The sequence below is a fragment of the Bacillus timonensis genome, assembly GCF_004799755.1.
In the GTDB taxonomy this organism is placed as follows: Bacteria; Bacillota; Bacilli; order Bacillales; family Bacillaceae_L; genus Ferdinandcohnia; species Ferdinandcohnia timonensis_A.
Map to the genome: position 1 here is coordinate 57640 of NZ_SLUB01000019.1, position 17352 is coordinate 74991.

Annotated in this window: 22 protein-coding genes; 13 read left to right on the forward strand and 9 right to left on the reverse strand. The window is 38.3% G+C overall.

The window, feature by feature from the left end; all coding sequences use genetic code 11:
* Nucleotides 1–6 precede the first annotated feature (6 nt).
* Complete coding sequence (locus E1I69_RS11985) at nt 7–444, reverse strand: GNAT family N-acetyltransferase (RefSeq protein ID WP_136379851.1); 438 nt, start codon at nt 442–444, stop codon at nt 7–9.
* Nucleotides 445–658: 214 nt separating this feature from the next.
* On the opposite strand from E1I69_RS11985, the gene E1I69_RS11990 reads away from it, so the two are divergent.
* The 3 genes from E1I69_RS11990 to E1I69_RS12000 all read left to right on the forward strand — a co-directional run bounded on the left by E1I69_RS11990 (nt 659) and on the right by E1I69_RS12000 (nt 2019).
* The gene (locus E1I69_RS11990; RefSeq protein WP_136379852.1) at nt 659–913 is read left to right on the forward strand and encodes a hypothetical protein; all 255 of its coding nucleotides are present in this window, start codon (nt 659–661) and stop codon (nt 911–913) included.
* Nucleotides 914–1054: 141 nt separating this feature from the next.
* Nucleotides 1055–1285, forward strand: a complete 231-nt coding sequence (locus E1I69_RS25480; protein ID WP_136379853.1) for a YppG family protein — start codon at nt 1055–1057, stop codon at nt 1283–1285.
* 17 nt (nt 1286–1302) lie between these two features.
* Nucleotides 1303–2019, forward strand: a complete 717-nt coding sequence (locus E1I69_RS12000) for a class I SAM-dependent methyltransferase (protein WP_136379854.1) — start codon at nt 1303–1305, stop codon at nt 2017–2019.
* A gap of 120 nt (nt 2020–2139) precedes the next feature.
* On the opposite strand, the gene E1I69_RS12005 is transcribed toward E1I69_RS12000, so the two are convergent.
* A complete protein-coding gene (locus E1I69_RS12005; RefSeq protein ID WP_136379855.1) occupies nt 2140–2403 on the reverse strand; it encodes a phage holin family protein in 264 nt (87 codons plus the stop codon).
* A gap of 203 nt (nt 2404–2606) precedes the next feature.
* Here E1I69_RS12005 and E1I69_RS12010 point away from each other — a divergent pair, with 203 nt between their 5' ends.
* From E1I69_RS12010 to E1I69_RS12020, 3 genes are read left to right on the forward strand one after another with little or no spacing between them, the layout of a single operon-like run.
* Entirely contained in the window at nt 2607–3332 is a 726-nt protein-coding gene (locus E1I69_RS12010; RefSeq protein ID WP_136379856.1) for an ABC transporter ATP-binding protein, read from the forward strand.
* Nucleotides 3329–4390: an ABC transporter permease gene (locus tag E1I69_RS12015; protein WP_136379857.1), complete on the forward strand. Its 1062-nt coding sequence runs from the start codon at nt 3329–3331 to the stop codon at nt 4388–4390. The genes E1I69_RS12010 and E1I69_RS12015 overlap by 4 nt, the downstream gene beginning before the upstream one ends.
* 19 nt (nt 4391–4409) lie before the next feature.
* A complete protein-coding gene (locus E1I69_RS12020) occupies nt 4410–5063 on the forward strand; it encodes a TetR/AcrR family transcriptional regulator (protein ID WP_136379858.1) in 654 nt (217 codons plus the stop codon).
* A 41-nt stretch (nt 5064–5104) separates the two neighbouring features.
* Here E1I69_RS12020 and E1I69_RS12025 read toward each other — a convergent pair whose 3' ends face one another.
* The 3 genes from E1I69_RS12025 to E1I69_RS12035 all read right to left on the reverse strand — a co-directional run bounded on the left by E1I69_RS12025 (nt 5105) and on the right by E1I69_RS12035 (nt 8076).
* A complete protein-coding gene (locus tag E1I69_RS12025; protein ID WP_136379859.1) occupies nt 5105–6310 on the reverse strand; it encodes an MFS transporter in 1206 nt (401 codons plus the stop codon).
* A gap of 13 nt (nt 6311–6323) precedes the next feature.
* On the reverse strand, nt 6324–6704 hold the full coding sequence (locus E1I69_RS12030; RefSeq protein WP_242634586.1) for a MarR family winged helix-turn-helix transcriptional regulator: 381 nt from the start codon (nt 6702–6704) through the stop codon (nt 6324–6326).
* Nucleotides 6705–6900: 196 nt separating this feature from the next.
* Nucleotides 6901–8076, reverse strand: a complete 1176-nt coding sequence (locus tag E1I69_RS12035) for an SLC45 family MFS transporter (RefSeq protein ID WP_136379861.1) — start codon at nt 8074–8076, stop codon at nt 6901–6903.
* A gap of 182 nt (nt 8077–8258) precedes the next feature.
* Here E1I69_RS12035 and E1I69_RS12040 point away from each other — a divergent pair, with 182 nt between their 5' ends.
* The 3 genes from E1I69_RS12040 to E1I69_RS12050 all read left to right on the forward strand — a co-directional run bounded on the left by E1I69_RS12040 (nt 8259) and on the right by E1I69_RS12050 (nt 11683).
* The gene (locus E1I69_RS12040) at nt 8259–9038 is read left to right on the forward strand and encodes a Cof-type HAD-IIB family hydrolase (protein ID WP_136379862.1); all 780 of its coding nucleotides are present in this window, start codon (nt 8259–8261) and stop codon (nt 9036–9038) included.
* Between the two features lie 154 nt (nt 9039–9192).
* Complete coding sequence (gene pepF, locus E1I69_RS12045; protein WP_136379863.1) at nt 9193–10983, forward strand: oligoendopeptidase F; 1791 nt, start codon at nt 9193–9195, stop codon at nt 10981–10983.
* Between the two features lie 331 nt (nt 10984–11314).
* Nucleotides 11315–11683, forward strand: a complete 369-nt coding sequence (locus E1I69_RS12050) for a YkvA family protein (protein ID WP_431731879.1) — start codon at nt 11315–11317, stop codon at nt 11681–11683.
* Between the two features lie 23 nt (nt 11684–11706).
* Here E1I69_RS12050 and E1I69_RS12055 read toward each other — a convergent pair whose 3' ends face one another.
* The 4 genes from E1I69_RS12055 to E1I69_RS12070 form a co-directional block, all read right to left on the reverse strand.
* A complete protein-coding gene (locus tag E1I69_RS12055; RefSeq protein WP_136379864.1) occupies nt 11707–11958 on the reverse strand; it encodes a LexA family protein in 252 nt (83 codons plus the stop codon).
* The gene (locus E1I69_RS12060) at nt 11948–12175 is read right to left on the reverse strand and encodes a hypothetical protein (RefSeq protein ID WP_136379865.1); all 228 of its coding nucleotides are present in this window, start codon (nt 12173–12175) and stop codon (nt 11948–11950) included. Before E1I69_RS12060 ends, E1I69_RS12055 begins: the two co-directional genes overlap by 11 nt.
* 319 nt (nt 12176–12494) lie before the next feature.
* Nucleotides 12495–13148 (reverse strand): hypothetical protein, encoded by a 654-nt coding sequence (locus E1I69_RS12065; RefSeq protein WP_136379866.1) that lies wholly within the window; start codon nt 13146–13148, stop codon nt 12495–12497.
* Between the two features lie 106 nt (nt 13149–13254).
* A complete protein-coding gene (locus E1I69_RS12070; protein WP_136379867.1) occupies nt 13255–13647 on the reverse strand; it encodes a cytosolic protein in 393 nt (130 codons plus the stop codon).
* A gap of 156 nt (nt 13648–13803) precedes the next feature.
* On the opposite strand from E1I69_RS12070, the gene E1I69_RS12075 reads away from it, so the two are divergent.
* The 4 genes from E1I69_RS12075 (at nt 13804) to E1I69_RS12090 (ending at nt 17086) form a co-directional block, all read left to right on the forward strand.
* The gene (locus E1I69_RS12075; protein ID WP_136379868.1) at nt 13804–14751 is read left to right on the forward strand and encodes an ABC transporter permease subunit; all 948 of its coding nucleotides are present in this window, start codon (nt 13804–13806) and stop codon (nt 14749–14751) included.
* Nucleotides 14748–15629 (forward strand): ABC transporter permease, encoded by an 882-nt coding sequence (locus tag E1I69_RS12080; RefSeq protein WP_161974884.1) that lies wholly within the window; start codon nt 14748–14750, stop codon nt 15627–15629. The genes E1I69_RS12075 and E1I69_RS12080 overlap by 4 nt, the downstream gene beginning before the upstream one ends.
* 92 nt (nt 15630–15721) lie before the next feature.
* On the forward strand, nt 15722–16426 hold the full coding sequence (locus tag E1I69_RS12085) for a YwmB family TATA-box binding protein (protein ID WP_136379870.1): 705 nt from the start codon (nt 15722–15724) through the stop codon (nt 16424–16426).
* 147 nt (nt 16427–16573) lie between these two features.
* A complete protein-coding gene (locus E1I69_RS12090; RefSeq protein ID WP_136379871.1) occupies nt 16574–17086 on the forward strand; it encodes a YbaK/EbsC family protein in 513 nt (170 codons plus the stop codon).
* Nucleotides 17087–17352 lie beyond the last annotated feature (266 nt).

The following is a 17352-nucleotide window of genomic DNA, read 5'->3' on the forward strand; positions in this document are numbered from 1 at the left end:
TGAAGATCAAATTTTTCGTTCCATGACAGTAGACACTTCTTTAAAACCAAGATCTTCATATATCTGTTTTGCGTAGTTACCTGAAAATACATTAAGTTGAACCTTACTCAATCCTTCACTTTTTAAATAAGCAAAAGCTTCATTACATAGTATTTTAGCTATCCCTTTATTACGATACTTGGGCAGAACGTATATTTCAGGGATGATTCCAATCATTTCATCTGTATTAATATCAACCGAACTGCCGACTCCGATCCAGCCTAGGACTCTATTATTTTCAACACAAATCAAGTAATATCCCCCATTGGATAGAAATGGTGAAATTAATTCTAATGCTTTCTTTTTCCTTTGTTTAACATGACCCATCGTCGATTCTTTTAAGACCTCCAAAGAATGGTTGAGTATTCTTTGTGTTTCATCGTAAGTGGCTCTTCGAATCTGCACTATTATCCCTCCCTTGTAAAAATACAATTATTTATGTTTGTATTCTGAGAATATGAAAAATATACCTATACGACTAAAACCCATAGTTCAAAAAAGTGAATGATGACTTTTACATTTTACAAATTTCCGCGCTTGTCTTAGGACACCTGACCTCTGCGAAACTTAATTTCTCACATAAGATGATAACTATCTACAGGTTTGGGGGTGAAGTGTCGTGTCTGTCGGATATTATCATTCTTTGTGTCATAGATACAGAGGAAGGGCTGTTGAAATAAGAATGCGGGATGGAAGGGTCCATCGTGGAATTATCCATCGTGTAACTGGTGACCGGGTATATCTCCGCCCATTTGGTCCACGAAGAAACTTTGGTGGCTATGGCTACGGCTATTATGGCTGGGGTGGCTTTGGAGTTGGTCTTGCAATCGGTGCAATTGTGGGTATTGCCCTAGTAGGGGCGCTCTGGTGGTAAGTTTGTAGAATCAATAATTAGTAAAAAGCAACTGAACATTGCGTTGAAGGACACTTCCCGTTCATAATGAGGCAGGATTGTCCTTCAATAATAACTTTTTCATTAAAACGAAAAAATTGTAGAAAGTAGGGAGATGAAAAAATGGTGTATGGAAGACCAAGACGACGACCTGTTCCCTTTAGGCCAAACAATATAGGTAGACCAAGAAGACCATTCACTAATTCACAGCCATCAAATATTTCTAGTTTAATGTCCCATTTTCAAACATCCGATGGAAAGCTTGATTTTAGTAAGATCTCTACTACAGCGGGACATATGAGAAAGATATATGGTCAGGTGAGTCCCTTACTATCCATGTTTTTGAAAAAATAAAGAATAGGTGAATATAGATGAACTACACTTATCTTGACAGTTTAGCCACCTATGGAGTGGGGGGAGCTCACCCTGGAGGCTTACAGCTTACCAAACAACTATTAGCAAGGGAAAAAGTGAATCGAAAATCAGCAATCCTTGATGTCGGCTGCGGGACCGGCCAAACAGCAGCATACATCTTTAGGCAATATCAGTGTTATGTAACAGCCTTGGATAACAATCAAGTGATGGTGGATAAGGCGATACAAAGATTTCGCTCCTTGCACTTACCAATTAAGGTTGTTAAAGGGCAGACTGAACATTTGCCATTTAAAAATGAGACGTTTGATTTTATTCTTTCAGAATCAGTTACAGCATTTACAAATATACCTGTAAGCCTTTCAGAGTATAAAAGGGTACTAAAGCCAAACGGTGTTCTATTAGCAATTGAAATGACGGCTGAACCACTTCCTTTTACAAAAAAAGAAAAACAGTTTATCTGTGGTTTCTATGGTGTTTCCGATGTATTAACAGAGACAGAATGGCGCTATCATTTTCTGAAATCCGGCTTTCGCCAAGTGAAAATTAAAAAACACAAGCATCATTTTGTACCGCAGGATGTTATGTATGCAAATGATTTTATGCTTTCAAATCAAATCCATGAAAAGCATTATGAGATCCTTGAGCAGCATCAACAAATCGTAAGTAAATACAAGGATAAATTAAACTATAGAGTATATAGGTGTACGGTCTAATACCCTTCATGAGAAAAACGCTTGGAAAACCAAGCGTTATTTGTGTGAGGCGATTTATATTTTAACTACAATGAAAGGATATTCTTTCGATCATAAAGTGAATAAATGCATGAGATTGTGTTATTTTTTCCCTTCCATTGCTTCGGCAGTTTGTTTCACCATTTGATGCCCAAATACCGCAACGCCAGCTGCAATGACTCCATTGAAAACTGCTTCTGCTGTAAATCCAAAGAAAAAGGCACCTCCCACTAAGGAAACCCCTAATAAGATCCAGGTAATCGCCCAATTCGGAATAGTAGGTGTTTGTTTTAAGAAAATTCCAATGACCCATAACACAGGAACCAACATATAATAATTTTCATTTAAAAATTGTAGCAAGTCCATGGTTGTCACCTCCTTTCATGCATCGTATGAACGAAAAGAACAAAGTGCTTGTTCGTATATCCTACTTGTAAAAATATTTTTGTGAGTGAATACTCACTTTTTTATTGACGTACATAAAATACGGGTGGATAATGTGAGTAATCACTCACTTTTTATTATGCAGAAGTTCCTTAGTGGGGATGAAGGTAAAGGGAGGTAGTTTAATGATCAATACGGTGGAAATTGAAAAGGTAGGTAAAAGCTTTGGAAAAAAAGTTGTGTTAAACGAAATCGACCTTACCATCGAGGAAGGAACGATTTATGGATTTATTGGTCCTTCAGGAGCGGGTAAAACAACATTGGTGAAAATGATTGTTGGGATGGATTCACCTGACGCTGGATTCATTCAAGTATTAGGGAAGAAAATGCCGAATTTAGAGTTGCTCCAGGATATTGGCTATATGGCCCAATCTGATGCACTCTATACAGAGCTAACAGGGAAGGAAAATCTCTCATTTTTTGCTTCACTTTATAAATTAAATCGAACCGAAACAAAAGAACGAATTGCGTATACGGCAAAACTCGTTAATCTAACGGATGACCTAAATAAAAAGGTATCTACCTATTCTGGTGGAATGAAACGCCGTTTGTCCCTTGCTATCGCTTTAATTCAAAACCCACAAATTCTTATTTTAGATGAACCAACTGTTGGGATTGATCCAGAGCTAAGGTTGACGATTTGGAATGAACTATTCCGCTTAAAAAAGGAAGAAGGCAAAACGATCATTGTCACTACTCATGTCATGGAAGAAGCAGAACGTTGCGATTATATTGCAATGGTCCGTGATGGTCGAATTTTAACAAGAGGTACCCCGATAGAATTAAAAGAAACGTACCATGCAAGTAATTTTGATGAAGTATTTTTACAAGCGGGGAGGATGAGACAATGAGAACCATCGCCCTTATAAAAAGAATTTTTCAGCAGCTACTTCGTGATAAGCGAACTTTAGCCTTATTATTTGTTGCACCACTTTTAGTCTTATCCCTTATGTACGTGATGTTTAACGGTGATTCTGTAGAGCCTGCACTAGGTGTTGTTGGGGTTGATGATAATGTAGTCAAAGCTTTAAAAGAGGTAGATATACAAATTGAGGAACTCAACCAATCAAGTAATCCCAAACAAACCATAATCGATTACAATCTCGATGGGTTGCTTGAATTGGAAAACAACAACGTCAGTCTCACATTAACAAACAATGATCCAACATCCGCAAAAGCCTTACAAATGAAGGTAAACCAAGTATTTGCCGCACAGGCTCAGGAAAAACTAGTAAAACAGATACCCGCAATCGGAAGTGTTCCAAAAATTGAGTTAAAAACAAACTATGTGTACGGAAATAGTGATACGATATTTTTTGATGTGCTTAGTCCAATCTTGATTGGCTACTTCGTATTCTTCTTTGTATTTCTCATTTCAGGAATTGGATTGCTCAAGGAGAGAACATCAGGCACCCTAGAGAGATTGATGGCGACACCTATTCGAAGGGGAGAAATAGTGACTGCCTATTTAGTTGGCTTTGGAATCTTTGCGATCATTCAAACCGTGATTGTTGTGTTCTTTACCATTCACGTGTTAGATGTTGTGCTAGTAGGCTCAATCTGGAATGTCATTCTTATAAATTTATTGTTAGCTTTAGTGGCTTTATCATTAGGCATTTTATTATCGGCATTTGCAGCTTCTGAATTTCAAATGATTCAATTTATCCCAATTGTCATTATCCCGCAAATATTCTTCTCGGGAATTTTCCCCCTTGAGGGAATGGCAGATTGGCTTCAGGTCATTGCAAAAGTCATGCCTATTTATTACGCAGCAGATGCATTAAAGGGAGTTATGTATCAAGGCTTAGGTTTTGCTGACATCAGTTTGGACCTATTAGCATTAGTGATATTCGCGACTGTTTTTATTATATTAAATGTGTTTGCGCTGAAAAAATACCGCGCATTGTAACGAAGGAAGTGAAAGGGATTTGACTAAAGATAATCTATTGGATGCCATAATTGAACAAACAAAAACATCTAAGAAACCAACTGAAAAGCAACAGAAAATTGCGGAAACAGCCATTAAAATGTTTGCAGACAAAGGATATGCAAATACATCTACAAGTGAAATTGCAAAAGCTGCAGGGGTAGCAGAAGGCACCATTTTCCGTCATTATGGTACAAAGGATAATTTATTGCTTTCGGTGATTATTCCATTTTTAAAAGAAGCTTTACCTGGAATGGCTGGAAAAGTATTTAAAGAGGTATTAACCGAAGATACTGTTCATTTTGAAGATTTTTTAAGAAGGATTATCAAAAACAGGATGGAATTTATCCTTGAAAATCAAGAAATCTTTCGAATTATCGTCAAGGAATTATTATATAGTGAAGAATTAAGAAAGGAATTTCTTCCGTATTTCTCTACTAATGTTATGAGACGTGTTGCACATGCAATCGAACTTTTTAAAAGCCGTGGTGAAATAAAGGACCTACCTACAGATGCCCTTTTAAAAATGTTAATGATCACATTTGGTGGATTTCTCGTTACAAATTTTGTTCTTTCACCATCTCACAACACGCTGGATATCGAACAAGAAACCGAAAACCTTGTCCGTTTTGTTATGGACGGAATCCGAAACTAAGAAAAAGCGATGCCCTACAAATCCGTGGGGCATCGCTTTTTTTACATGGATATAGATGTTGTTGGTTTTTTTCGACTGGAGGTTTCTTTCTTTCCATGCATGAAAAAGTAAAGAACAATACTCACCAAAGCAACGATGCTTAAGATGGAATAAAGCTTGCTATACCCGGTTAACGGTACGAGAAAACCTAATAGATAAGGACCAAAGCCAAGACCCGCATCTAAAAAGATATAGAAAGTCGAAGTCGCAAGTCCCATGCGATGTGCGGGAGTTAACTTGATTGCGACAGCTTGAGTGCATGATTGCATATTTCCAAACCCAAGCCCAATAAGAGCCCCAGATATAAGAAGTGTCACGCTGTTATGAGCGATACTTAACAGGAACATTCCGAGCGCCAGAATAATAAAGGCCGGATACATGACATAGTTTGCACCCTTTATATCCATCAAGCGTCCAGTGAAAGGACGTGAAACGAGAACCGCAATTGAATAGACAAGGAAGAAAAAGCTTGCCGCTGTTACTAAGTCAATTTCAATCGCGTAAAAATTGATGAATGATAGAACACTTGCATAACAAAGTGAAATCGCAAATGTAACAAATGCAATTGGAAGTGCCTTCGGTTCCACGTAATTAGCAATTGAAAAGCCTTTTTGCTCTTGAATTTGATTTGTTTGGTTTTCAATTGGTGGTACATACAAAATGAAAGACGTAAGTAAACCTATGATGCCAATCGCAAGACATAATCCGAAGATAACCTGGTAACTCGTATGCTGAGACATAAACAAACCAATAAATGGACCGATTGCTGTTGCTAATGTCGCACTCATACTGAAGTAACCAATTCCTTCACCTCTGCGTTTAGGTGGAATGATCTGTGCTACGATTGTACCAGTTGCCGTGCTGGCGATACCGAGTGTAATCCCATGAATGAAGCGATTGATAAGAAGAAAAGTGATTCCGGCATGTACGAAGTAAAAGAAGGTCGTGATGATAAATAACACTAAACCAATAAATAATGTCTTTTTTCGACCAATCAGATCGATATAACGCCCAATAAATAGGCGGCCAATAAGTGTTCCGACGATAAAGATTCCGGTGACAAGTCCCGCCTGACTCGTAGAAGCACCATATTCATCGACTGCATAAACCGCAATGATGACCACTAATAGGTAAAAAATAAATGTTAAGAAAAAATTGATGGAGGAAACAATAATAAAATCCTTCGTCCACAGTTTTTGATTATCCAAGTTGTAACTCTCCTTACTTTACTAGATTGTTGCGAATGGCCTTCATAACATGTACAGCTTCAAGTAGTTCCTTCTCAGAAACACCCTTTATGATTTCCTGTTCAAATTGATCAACCGTCTTTCGGACATCGTGATAAACCATTTTGCCTAAAACGGTAAGTAGCATTCTCTTTTCTCGCTTGTCTTTACCAGGAATGTGCTCCACATATCCAAGTTCTTCTAAACGATTAATGGTTCTGGTAACCGTCGGCTTTTCAACGCCAAGATAATTAGAAATTTCCACAAGTGTGGGAGAACCAAAATTTACAATATAGTAAAGAATGGACCATTGCGCCCGATAAAGCTGATGCTTACTTAGCTCAACATTCAGTTGACTTTCAAAAGGACGGTACAATTGTGTTAGTTGTTGAAAAAATAATTGAAATGTCTCGATGGGAGTTCACTCCTTTTAAAAAAAATAGTTATCGAGGGTAACCATTTGATAATGGTAACAGAAATCACTGTAATAGTCTATGGTAAATACAATGAAATAGTAAAAAGGGCGTATAAAACTGTTTCCAGTTTACACGCCCATTAATATCGCTAACCCACTAAGAGCCAATTACATGATCTTCATGTTCTTTAACTCTACTAATAAAAAACAATGCAACCATTAAGCTACCAGCTGCAGCTAAAAACAACACACTAAATCCAAACAGGTCAATTAAATAACCTAGAGCAGGTGGGGATGTAATAGCGGCCAGTGAGGAAATCAAATAATACAGCCCCGTCCTCGTTCCAAAGCTTTTTTCACTTCCTGTCGAAACAATAAAAGGGTATGCATTTATATTAACAAAAGCCCAAAAGATGCCTCCTAAAAATAAAATCGCCCTTAAATAAAACACCGATGCAACCCAATTTAACAGCAAAAATGCAACAATTAATCCGATAACTCCGAGTAGAATCACTTTTTTTTTCCCAATTTTTGCACCCAACAGACCGCTCGGAATCGCGGAAATGACAAAGCTTAGAGAAAAAAATGTTAACGAAAATGCAGAAGCGCTTTTGGAGAGGCCTAATTCGTTCACACCGTATAAGGTAAATAAAGCCTCCATTCCCTGAATCGCAATAAACCAAAAAAAGATCGCGGCTAACAGATATAGAGTAGAAGAGTTCAATTCTTCCTTGTAATTAATTTTCGGGACAATTGTTTCTGTATAAGAAAGGGAATCACGATGCTCTTTGATATGTTTAAAAACAATCCATAAAGTGATTAAAAAGATGATGGAAACGGCGATAAATGGAAGGGTCTCATCAACGCTAAATAAATACGAGCCGATACTAAATGCTAAGATTGCCCCGCAGCCACCCATAAAATTGATGATTCCATTCGCCTTTGTTCGTTTATGGTCAGGAGTGATATCTGGCATTAACGCAATTGTCGGGGACCGAAACACCGCCATTGACAAGTTCATACATAACATGAAGATGAGTAAGGAAACTAAGCCGGTGTGAAGGGGAATCAGTGTATAGAAAAGGGCAGCAAGTGGAACCCCAATTAGTAAATAAGGCATCCTGCGTCCAAAACGAGTCCGAGTTCGGTCACTCAGCTGACCGATAAATGGCTGCAAAAAGAGAGCGATATAATTATCGATGGTCATTAGAAACCCAATCAAAGCTGTACTCGTAATATAATTATCAAGAAAAAAAGGAACAAATCCATTATATAAAGACCATCCAAGACTAATGCTAAAAAAGCCAAACCCTAACAGCCATGTTTTTCTCATATGCGCTCTCCTTGATGTGAAATAAAAACAGTAGTACTAATTTATGCGTAGGAGCAGTACTTTTTGACTATTTTCTTCTTGCAAATACAGAGGTGTTTCATTTGTTTAAAGCAAGAAAATATTGTATCGTATGTGTTATGTGTGAATGCAGACAAAAGTAAAATAGAAAGTAGGAATTTGAAGTGAAAGAACGAAGTCTTATTTTTTTTGACATAGATGGAACACTCTTAAACCATAAAAAACAACTGCCAGCTTCAACAAAGGAAGCCATTTTTAAACTAAAGGAAATTGGACATGAAGTAGCCATTGCTACAGGTCGCGCTCCATTTATGTTCGAAGACCTGCGTGAGGAGCTCGGAATCGGAACGTACGTTAGCTACAACGGCCAATACGTCGTGTTAAATGGAGAAGAAGTTTTCACAAATCCATTGAATGAAGAAGCCCTTTTACAGCTTACAGAAACAGCACTCGCCAATAATCATCCGATTGTTTACATGGATCATGAGGACATGAAGGCAAATGTTCCAGAACATGAATTTATTACGGAGAGCATTGCAACTTTAAAAATCAAAAGCTTTCCTACATATGATCCAAAGTATTATGAAGGACGGAAATTGTTCCAATCGCTTCTATTTGTCCAAGAAGGAGAAGAAGTGCAGTACGAAGAAGAGTTTAAGGACTTTGACTTTGTGCGCTGGCACCCGGTTTCTGTTGACGTCCTTCCAAGTGGCGGGTCAAAGGCAAAAGGGATTGAAAAGCTAGTTGAGAAATTCGGAATTCCAGAAGAGCGAGTATATGCCTTTGGTGACGGATTAAATGATCTGGAGATGCTCACCACGATTCATAATAGTGTAGCAATGGGCAATGGTGTTGACGAAGTGAAGGATGTTGCCAAATATGTAACGAAGTCTGTTGAAGAAGATGGTATTTTACACGGACTAAAAATGGTTGGATTGTTATAAGGATGGAAGAAGATCGAGATATTCTTGATCTTCTTTTTTATGGTTTTGTAAGAAAAGTAGGAATTTCAATGTCAATCTTTGCTTGTTTATTTTATAATAGAAATAGAGTTTATTTCGATTTACGAAACATTTTATCAAAAGGAGGAATAATAAAATGGCATTATTACGATCTGAGGTCCCTGTTGAACAAACGTGGAACCTAGAAGATTTATTTGAAACAGATGAAGCGTGGGAGAAGGAACTTGCGTCAGTCCAGTTGGATATCCAAACCGTTACACAATACAGGGGACGTGTTGGTGAAACAGCAAAAACCTTATTGGACTGTCTAGTAGCAAAGGATGCTCTGCAGGAAAGAGTGATGCGGGTGGTCAGCTATGCCGACCTGCATATGTCAGTTGATGGAACCAACTCTATGTATCAGGCAAACGCGGCCAGAGCGGCATCCTTACTTTCAAATGAGAGAGCTAGTCTATCCTTTATACAATCAGAATTGCTTGCACTAGACGCAGAAAAGATTCGTACATACATAAAAGAAGAACAAGGGTTGGAGGAATTCGAGAAGACGTTAGCAGATATCCTTGAAGCAAAGGAACATACTCTTTCCCCAGATGCTGAGGAGGTAGTGGCTGCTTTTGGTGAGGTCATGGAATCTCCATATATGATTTATCAAAGAAGTAAAACGTCAGATATGCAGTTTTCGCCATTTACGACGGATGATGGGGTTGAACATCCGCTCACCTTTAACTCATTCCCAAAATATGAGGACTCAGCGAATACGGAATTGCGTCGTAAGGCATCGGCAGCTTTTGCTGAGACTTTGGATAAATATAAAAACACTTATTCAGCTACATATGCTACAGAGGTGAAAAAGCAGGTAATTGAAGCTCGTTTACGCAGGTTTGAGTCTGTAACAGAGATGCTACTGGACGAACAACAGGTTACTATGGAAATGTACCATAATCAGCTGAAGACTATTCAAACTGAATTAGCGCCACATATGCGTCGCCTTGCAAAATTAAAGCAACGCGTATTAGGGCTCGAGAAAATGTATTATAGTGATTTAAAGGCACCGCTTGATCCAGACTTCGACCCAGAGGTCACATATGAAGAAGCTTCAAAGTTAGTGCTAGATGCCTTACAGGTGATGGGACCAGAGTATGTTGAAATTATGGAAGAGGGAATCCAAAATCGTTGGGTCGACCTAGCCGATAATATTGGAAAGCGATCTGGAGCATTTTGCTCAAGCCCGTACGGCGCCCATCCTTACATTTTAATGACATGGAATAATTCGATGCGTAATACATTTACCCTTGCTCATGAACTGGGACACGCTGGGCACTTTGTGCTAGCAGGGCGCAATCAACGTATTACAAACACACGTCCTTCACGCTATTTTATCGAAGCGCCTTCAACAATGAATGAGATGCTTCTAAGCAGACATATTTTGGCTCAGTCAAATGATGAGCGCATGAAACGCTGGGTGATTTTACAATCATTAGGTACCTATTACCACAATTTTGTGACACATATTCTTGAGGGTGAACTACAGCGACGTATATATGAGTTAGCTCACGAAGGCACCCCAATTACAGCTACTATTCTCTGCGAACAAAAAACGCAGTTGCTTTCCGCATTCTGGGGAGAAGAAGTCGAAATGGATGATCTGGCAGCACTAACATGGATGCGCCAGCCACATTATTATATGGGCTTATATCCATATACGTATTCCGCTGGGTTAACCGCTTCAACAGCCGCTTCTCAAATGATTCAAGAGGAAGGCAAGCCTGCGGTAGATCGTTGGCTATCCGCATTAAAAGCAGGTGGAACACTAAAACCCCTACAGTTAATGAAACTTGCTGGAGTGGACATGTCTACACCAGAGCCAATTAAAAAGGCTGTAGCTTATGTAGGTTCGTTGGTGGATGAGCTTGAAAAAAGCTTTTAAATTTATTCAGCAGAAGTCAGTTACTTCTGCTAAAGTAATATAAAGCCTCCGGCGGATGCCATGGATTTTCAAAGGAATCTATCTGAGCTTAAGATCAAAGACTAAGAACGCCACATCCTGTGGCAACGTCTTTGTAACCAACATCATGTGGGCCTAATAAAATCTGGACGCAAATACGCCAAAGCGTATTTGAATGATTATTATGTGTAAAAATGGAATCGCAACATATCCTAAGGAAAGTGAAATTTCAGGATAGTCCAATGATTCATTTGTTTGTCTATGTAGTACAATAGCAGTAAAGGATGCAGAACAAATAAAATGGGGGATTCGCATGGACGATATGGAAAAGCATTATTCGGAAGAGAAATTTTGGGAAAAGCTTAAAAAGTTTGCCTTAAGAGCTGGACACTCTGTTGTATATACGGCGCTTTTGCTTTACTATGTGCTACAAAAGCCGAATTTACCTGCAAAAGCGAGGGTGACAATTCTTGCTGCGTTGGGATATTTTATTTTTCCGGTCGACCTCATTCCAGACCTCGCTGTAGGTATTGGTTTTACAGATGATCTTGGGGCTTTAGGTGTTGCACTTTTCCAAGTAGCCATGCATATTGATGAGGATGTCAAAGCAAAGGCGAAAGCAAAGCTCGTTGACTGGTTTGGCGATGATGTCGATACCTCAGATGTAGATGAAAAACTTTAGAATATGTTAGAGACAGAACTACCCTATTTTGCCTGGGGTAGTTCTTTTAGTAAGCTGATGGAACGTGGTGTTTTTGGTTCGTAATGTAACATACCTTTTTGTTTGAGACGATCAAGGTATGCCTTGATTGTGCTTGTGGAGCTCACAGATGTACAAAGTCTTGAAAGCTCACGCATCGTCGGAGCTTTGTGGTGTTTCCTCATATATTTTACGATTTGTTCATATATTTCTTGTTCCGTATGTTCCATCCTCATTTGTAGTGATCTAATTTGCAAATTTCACAACTCCTTTGTTCCTTGGTACAGCTGCTGATAAAATACTATCTATTTTAAAGGTTCTTTTTTTATTGCGAAGCAAGCAATAGGCTTTAATTGTGGTTTCTTGGATTTCCAATACCTGAATATTACGTTGGGTAAGAACTCCATTTTGAGACATATAGATGATTTCGATAGGTGTGTGCTGAAGCAGGGCACGCTGTAAAATCCCGCGCATGTAATCATCTCCTTTTTTTTATTATATACGAACACATATTCTATTATCAACAAAAACTAGAACGTTTATTCGTATTTTTGTGATATATTTTTTGAACAAGCCCGAAATGGGACGTTTTGTGGTTTTCCGGTACAAGCTGGAGGGGAAGAGCGCGTAAGCATGCCCCGCAAGAGTGACCTCGAGGTACAAGCTTGAGGATGAGAACGCGTGAACATGTCCTGTAAGAAGGGTTTTGCGGTACAAGCTGGAGGGGGAGAGCGCAAAAGTATGTCCCGCAAGAAAGGTTTTGCGGGACATACTGGCTTGACAGCCTGGTGAGTTACGGTTTTGTGGTTATGTTTGGAGTAGTCTGTTGGGTGGATTCCGCAATTCTTTTTCCTTGGACACCGCCCGATTCCAGCAAATGAATGATTTTTTCAAGATGCTCTTCATTTTCAACAACAACGAAATTGACCAATGGAAAAAATCCTTTTACCTTAATTGTTAGCTTGTAGCTAAAGTTCATCCGGTCATTAATTCCATACAAATCATGCCAACGCACAATTCGTTCAACCTCATAATCCTTGACTCGGCTATATGAAAAGTACCGTCCCTGTAGGATAATGCCCTTTGGTAATATAAAAAGATTCCCGCGGTGGCGAATAGCACTGATGATGACAAAAAAGAGATACGCCATCGAGAAGAAGGAGGAACCTAAAAAATCAGTTGTAAGGATAACAATCAGTAAGCCCAGGAGGACTATGATTGCAACAACAGTTCCCCATTTGACAAATTTATAAGATCTAGTTGATTTTGATAGTGGTTCCATTTCCTTATACTCAGTAGGGATAAGGATCCCGCGATATTCCTCTTCTGTTTGTGGAAAAAGAGCCTCTTTCGAAAGATCTACAGCCTTTTTAATACTCATTCTATACTGTATTAAATAATACACCCCTAGTATATAAACAATGGTGAAAAAGATATTGAGAAACAAGCCATCACCCACCTAAAATTAACATTACTTTCTATCATTATTTTTTCATAAAAATGCCCGTTTGAAAAGGGAAAAAGACCACATTGTGATGCGGTCCTTCCTGTTCCTATGCTTGTTTTGCGTCTTCTACGATATGGTAAAGCAGGTGGGCAAGGTGATGGATTGATCCATATTCTTGTTCTTCGTCTTCGGATTCTTCTTCTGAGAACTCAAGGTCATTGAGATACAATGCCATAAATTCATAAAAATCCTTAAGCTCAAATTCGAAACAGTAGGATGGATCTTCACTTTCTTCTTCATATTGGAGGGCAAGGTAATGGATATTCCCCTCGGCATCTTCACCATCGAAAAAGACGAAAAAACCAATATTCGTATCTAGCTCGAATAGGTGTCTTGTGCCACCTTCCGTTACTCGATTAAAATCATCTTCTTCAAGAATATCGACTTTCATTGCTTCAACCGCATCTTCCTTATGAAACGAAACAGAAATTGACTTCATTGATTACACCTCCTTGGTTTCCTCTATAGAATGTACAGAAAAAAGCAAACAAAATCAAACAGGTTATAAAAATTATTTCAATATAGTTGTTAAACTATTCGTAATTTAGTAGACTTTAAATATATTTCTAATTTTTGTAAAAGGAAAGAAAAACCTATGAAAACTTCACTTTTAAATAAGGTATTAAAGCAACTCGCATTGTGGTGTATTACAACCATTTTGCTTTTGATTATTATCTTTATTCCACGAGATGTCATATTTGAAACTAGTAAATATGGAGATATACAAAAAATTGTATATGACTATAGCGTGGAGCAACATGTTGGCAACATAAAAGACTTTTATGCCTTTCTACAAGAAAATCACGGTTTAGGTTTTTATTCTGATGGAGATACAGTTGAGTCTCATGTGTTAAAAACGTCAGGAAGAAGTCTTTTGCTTATTATTCCGGCTCTTTTCATCGGTTTCTTTTTAGGAATCATAAAAGGGGTTATTGATTATTTACTAAAGAATAAAAAGACCGGAGTGGGGAGTGGGATGACGTGGTTTGTGTTGTCCGTCCCAGACCTCTTTTTTATGATTGGGCTCCAGCTCCTACTTATGTTCTTATATGAAACTGGGCTTTTCCCACATATTGATTTATATGGACATGAAAAGCTTGAAAACGTTATTGTGTGTATTTTGTTTTTGGCCATGTATCCTTTATTTCTTATCGCCAATATTACATATACGAGCCTTGTAGAAGAGGAAACCAAAGATTACATTAGAACCGCAAAGTCAAAAGGAATTTCTCGCTTTAAGACGATTACGTTACATATGTTGAAAAACGCCTTACAGAAAATCAACATAAATAGCAATACGATGACTTTATACGTTCTATCTAATTTATTTATCGTGGAATTCCTTACGAACTATCGTGGAGCTGCCTTTTATTTTTACAAGTCAATCGCAGCTCCAAGAAGATTTGTAGAAGGAACCAGCTTTCTTATGAATACGAATAGTGCAGTAGGGTTTGTGTTCGTATTTACCCTCATTATCCTACTTTCGAATCTATTATTTCTATGGCTAAGTCATTTGGTATCGCCGGAAGGAAAAGAAGCATGAAGAATCCTTCCCTTACAATTGGAACAATTATTTTAAGTTTTATCGTAGCGATTGCTATTTTTGGTCCTTATCTTCCGTTTGTTGATGAAGATTTAACGGAGCATTTATACCTAAAATATGAAGATGGAACAATGGTAACACCACCGTTTTCACCATCGGAGGAATTCTTGTTAGGAAGTGACCGACAAGGTGTTGATTTGTTAAGCAGACTTGTCATTGGGACGCGAGAAACACTTCTTATTATCTTTAGCGTAGTCATCATCCGGCTGTTGCTGGGGGCTTTTTTGGGGATCGGGGCCTTTTATTCACGGCTTCTTAAAGTGGTTTTACAAGTTTGGCATCAGCTGTTTTCATATATTCCCTCTATTTTTCTGCTCGTCATGATTGTAGGGATCCCTTTCTTTTTATACTCATCGAACCGACCGTTTTGGTTTATCCTAGTTTTGGCTTTAATAGAGGTTGGTAGAGTAGGAGATGTCATTTTCAAATATGTGAGCGATATTGCCGGCAAGCCCTATTATGAAGCGGGCATTGTTGCGGGGGGATCTCCGTTTCGTTTATCGAGACGTTATTTATACCCCAATATGAAACCGCAACTCATAACACTGATTGCAAATGAGTTAGGACGTACTTTGTTTCTAATTGCCCAGCTTGGGATTGTTGGGATCTTTATTAGTGTGGCATTCGAAAATGATGCATCAGGTGCCATTTATGCCGTAAACACTTCGGATTCCTGGCCATTGGTACTCTCGACGATTCTAAAAGACATGTGGGGTGTGAAAATTATTCCATTCAGTGCTATTTTCTTAATTTCCATTACAGTTCTATCGTTTTATTTAATTGGAAACGGGCTAGTAAAGAAAACAAATAAGAACTAAATGAGGAGTTCATCCGAATTTTACAAGAATAATAGTTTTGAGGTATAGATTTGAAATACCTTGGCTATCCTTCTTAAAGAGGTGAGAGACGGATGAAGATGACAATTGCACTAATTCTATCGTTTGGAATGCTAGCCGGATTTTTTTCAAATAATGAAGCAACTCAAGGAAATGATCTTGGAGATATAAAAGAACTCGCGGACAAAAATAGCGTTGAAATTTCATCATGGATGGCTTTATCTCGAAGCAAGGTTGGACAAGCAAATGATCTAAAGGATATGAAACATCAAATTGAACAATTCATGAGCAATCATAATTCATATAGCTGGAAAAGTATTCTTGAAGAAGATAGTCATTATGTATGGCAGGGTAAAAAAGTGAACCAACACGGAATAACTGAGTCGATTAAACTAAAAGCGTATCTATCAGGTGGAAATTATGAAATTGCAGTTACCAATGAAGCGATAGGAACAAAGCTAACGACTGAGCATATAAACTGGGTTAGCGAAACTTTCGAGGATAGCAAAACCTTTTATTCCATATCAGGTGTACAGTCATCTAAAAACCGATTAAGCCAGGTTATGGGAGAATTGATTGAAGATGCACAAGCAAAAGTGGTGGAACAAGTTCAGGAAGATACATTTGTATCTGTATCAGCTTACTCGAAGGTTTTTGAATCGGAGTTAATGACGGCCGAACAAGAAAAAATTAACCTGCAGGTTGGTCTAAGAGCAGACCTAGAGAATGAAGAAATCGATGTGACTATTGGAACACCGATTATTACAACAGAATATTAGTATCTTCGGGATTGGAACTCCAAGTCTATTTTTCTTTCCATAAAACTGACCGAGTTATCATTAATTGGAAGAGTGAACTTATTTTTTGATTTTTAGAAATTTTATGCTAAGTTTATAGAATGATACTTCAAAGGGAGGATGAACATAATGTCACTTGAGAGTGTAAAAGAGCATTTTAAAAAATGGAACCGTGAAAAGGATGTTATGGAGTTCGAAACAGTCAGCGCAACAGTTGATCAAGCTGCTGAAACAATCGGTGTTGTTCCTGAAAGGATTGCGAAAACCTTATCTTTTCGCGGGGGAGGCGATACAGCCATTTTAGTCGTCGCAGCGGGTGATGCAAAGATTGATAATAAAAAATTCCGTCATACCTTTGGGTTTAAGGCTAGAATGCTATCTGCCGACGAGGTGGTTGAGCAAACTGGACATGTAATTGGCGGCGTATGCCCGTTTGGACTTGCAAACGATCTGGACGTATATCTAGATGAGTCTTTGAAGCGTTTTACAACAGTGTTTCCTGCGTGTGGCAGCATCAACTCAGCAATTGAATTAACATGTGATGAACTATTCAAGTATGCGGAAGCAAAGGAATGGGTAGACGTGTGCAAAGGCTGGCAAACTGAAGATACCAAGGATAAGGTAGCGGTACATAACGAATAAGTGGCGGGACAGAGGGACAGGTCCACTAGCTTTGCGTAGATTCCATAAAATGTAAATTCACTAATTGTATGTAGACATAAAAAAAGAAAGCCCTTATTGTAGAAGTGTTAGATGTTTGTTTGTTCCCAAAAACAATACAAACTTTCTACAAAGGAGCTTTCAATGAGTAATACCATATTAAATCAAAATACAGTAATTCGTCAATGTTTGTCATTATTACCTACAGAATATTTAGCTTGTCCCCTTCTAAACTATGATATGAAAAA

Excerpts from the sequence above, each read along its gene's own strand:
- E1I69_RS25480 (WP_136379853.1), top strand. The coding sequence starts at position 1,055 with ATGGTGTATGGAAGACCAAGACGACGACCTGTTCCCTTTAGGCCAAAC.
- E1I69_RS12000 (WP_136379854.1), top strand. The coding sequence starts at position 1,303 with ATGAACTACACTTATCTTGACAGTTTAGCCACCTATGGAGTGGGGGGA.
- E1I69_RS12005 (WP_136379855.1), bottom strand. The coding sequence starts at position 2,403 with ATGGACTTGCTACAATTTTTAAATGAAAATTATTATATGTTGGTTCCT.
- E1I69_RS12010 (WP_136379856.1), top strand. The coding sequence starts at position 2,607 with ATGATCAATACGGTGGAAATTGAAAAGGTAGGTAAAAGCTTTGGAAAA.
- E1I69_RS12015 (WP_136379857.1), top strand. The coding sequence starts at position 3,329 with ATGAGAACCATCGCCCTTATAAAAAGAATTTTTCAGCAGCTACTTCGT.
- E1I69_RS12035 (WP_136379861.1), bottom strand. The coding sequence starts at position 8,076 with ATGAGAAAAACATGGCTGTTAGGGTTTGGCTTTTTTAGCATTAGTCTT.
- pepF (WP_136379863.1), top strand. The coding sequence starts at position 9,193 with ATGGCATTATTACGATCTGAGGTCCCTGTTGAACAAACGTGGAACCTA.
- E1I69_RS12050 (WP_431731879.1), top strand. The coding sequence starts at position 11,315 with ATGGACGATATGGAAAAGCATTATTCGGAAGAGAAATTTTGGGAAAAG.
- E1I69_RS12060 (WP_136379865.1), bottom strand. The coding sequence starts at position 12,175 with ATGCGCGGGATTTTACAGCGTGCCCTGCTTCAGCACACACCTATCGAA.
- E1I69_RS12070 (WP_136379867.1), bottom strand. The coding sequence starts at position 13,647 with ATGAAGTCAATTTCTGTTTCGTTTCATAAGGAAGATGCGGTTGAAGCA.
- E1I69_RS12075 (WP_136379868.1), top strand. The coding sequence starts at position 13,804 with ATGAAAACTTCACTTTTAAATAAGGTATTAAAGCAACTCGCATTGTGG.
- E1I69_RS12080 (WP_161974884.1), top strand. The coding sequence starts at position 14,748 with ATGAAGAATCCTTCCCTTACAATTGGAACAATTATTTTAAGTTTTATC.
- E1I69_RS12085 (WP_136379870.1), top strand. The coding sequence starts at position 15,722 with ATGAAGATGACAATTGCACTAATTCTATCGTTTGGAATGCTAGCCGGA.
- E1I69_RS12090 (WP_136379871.1), top strand. The coding sequence starts at position 16,574 with ATGTCACTTGAGAGTGTAAAAGAGCATTTTAAAAAATGGAACCGTGAA.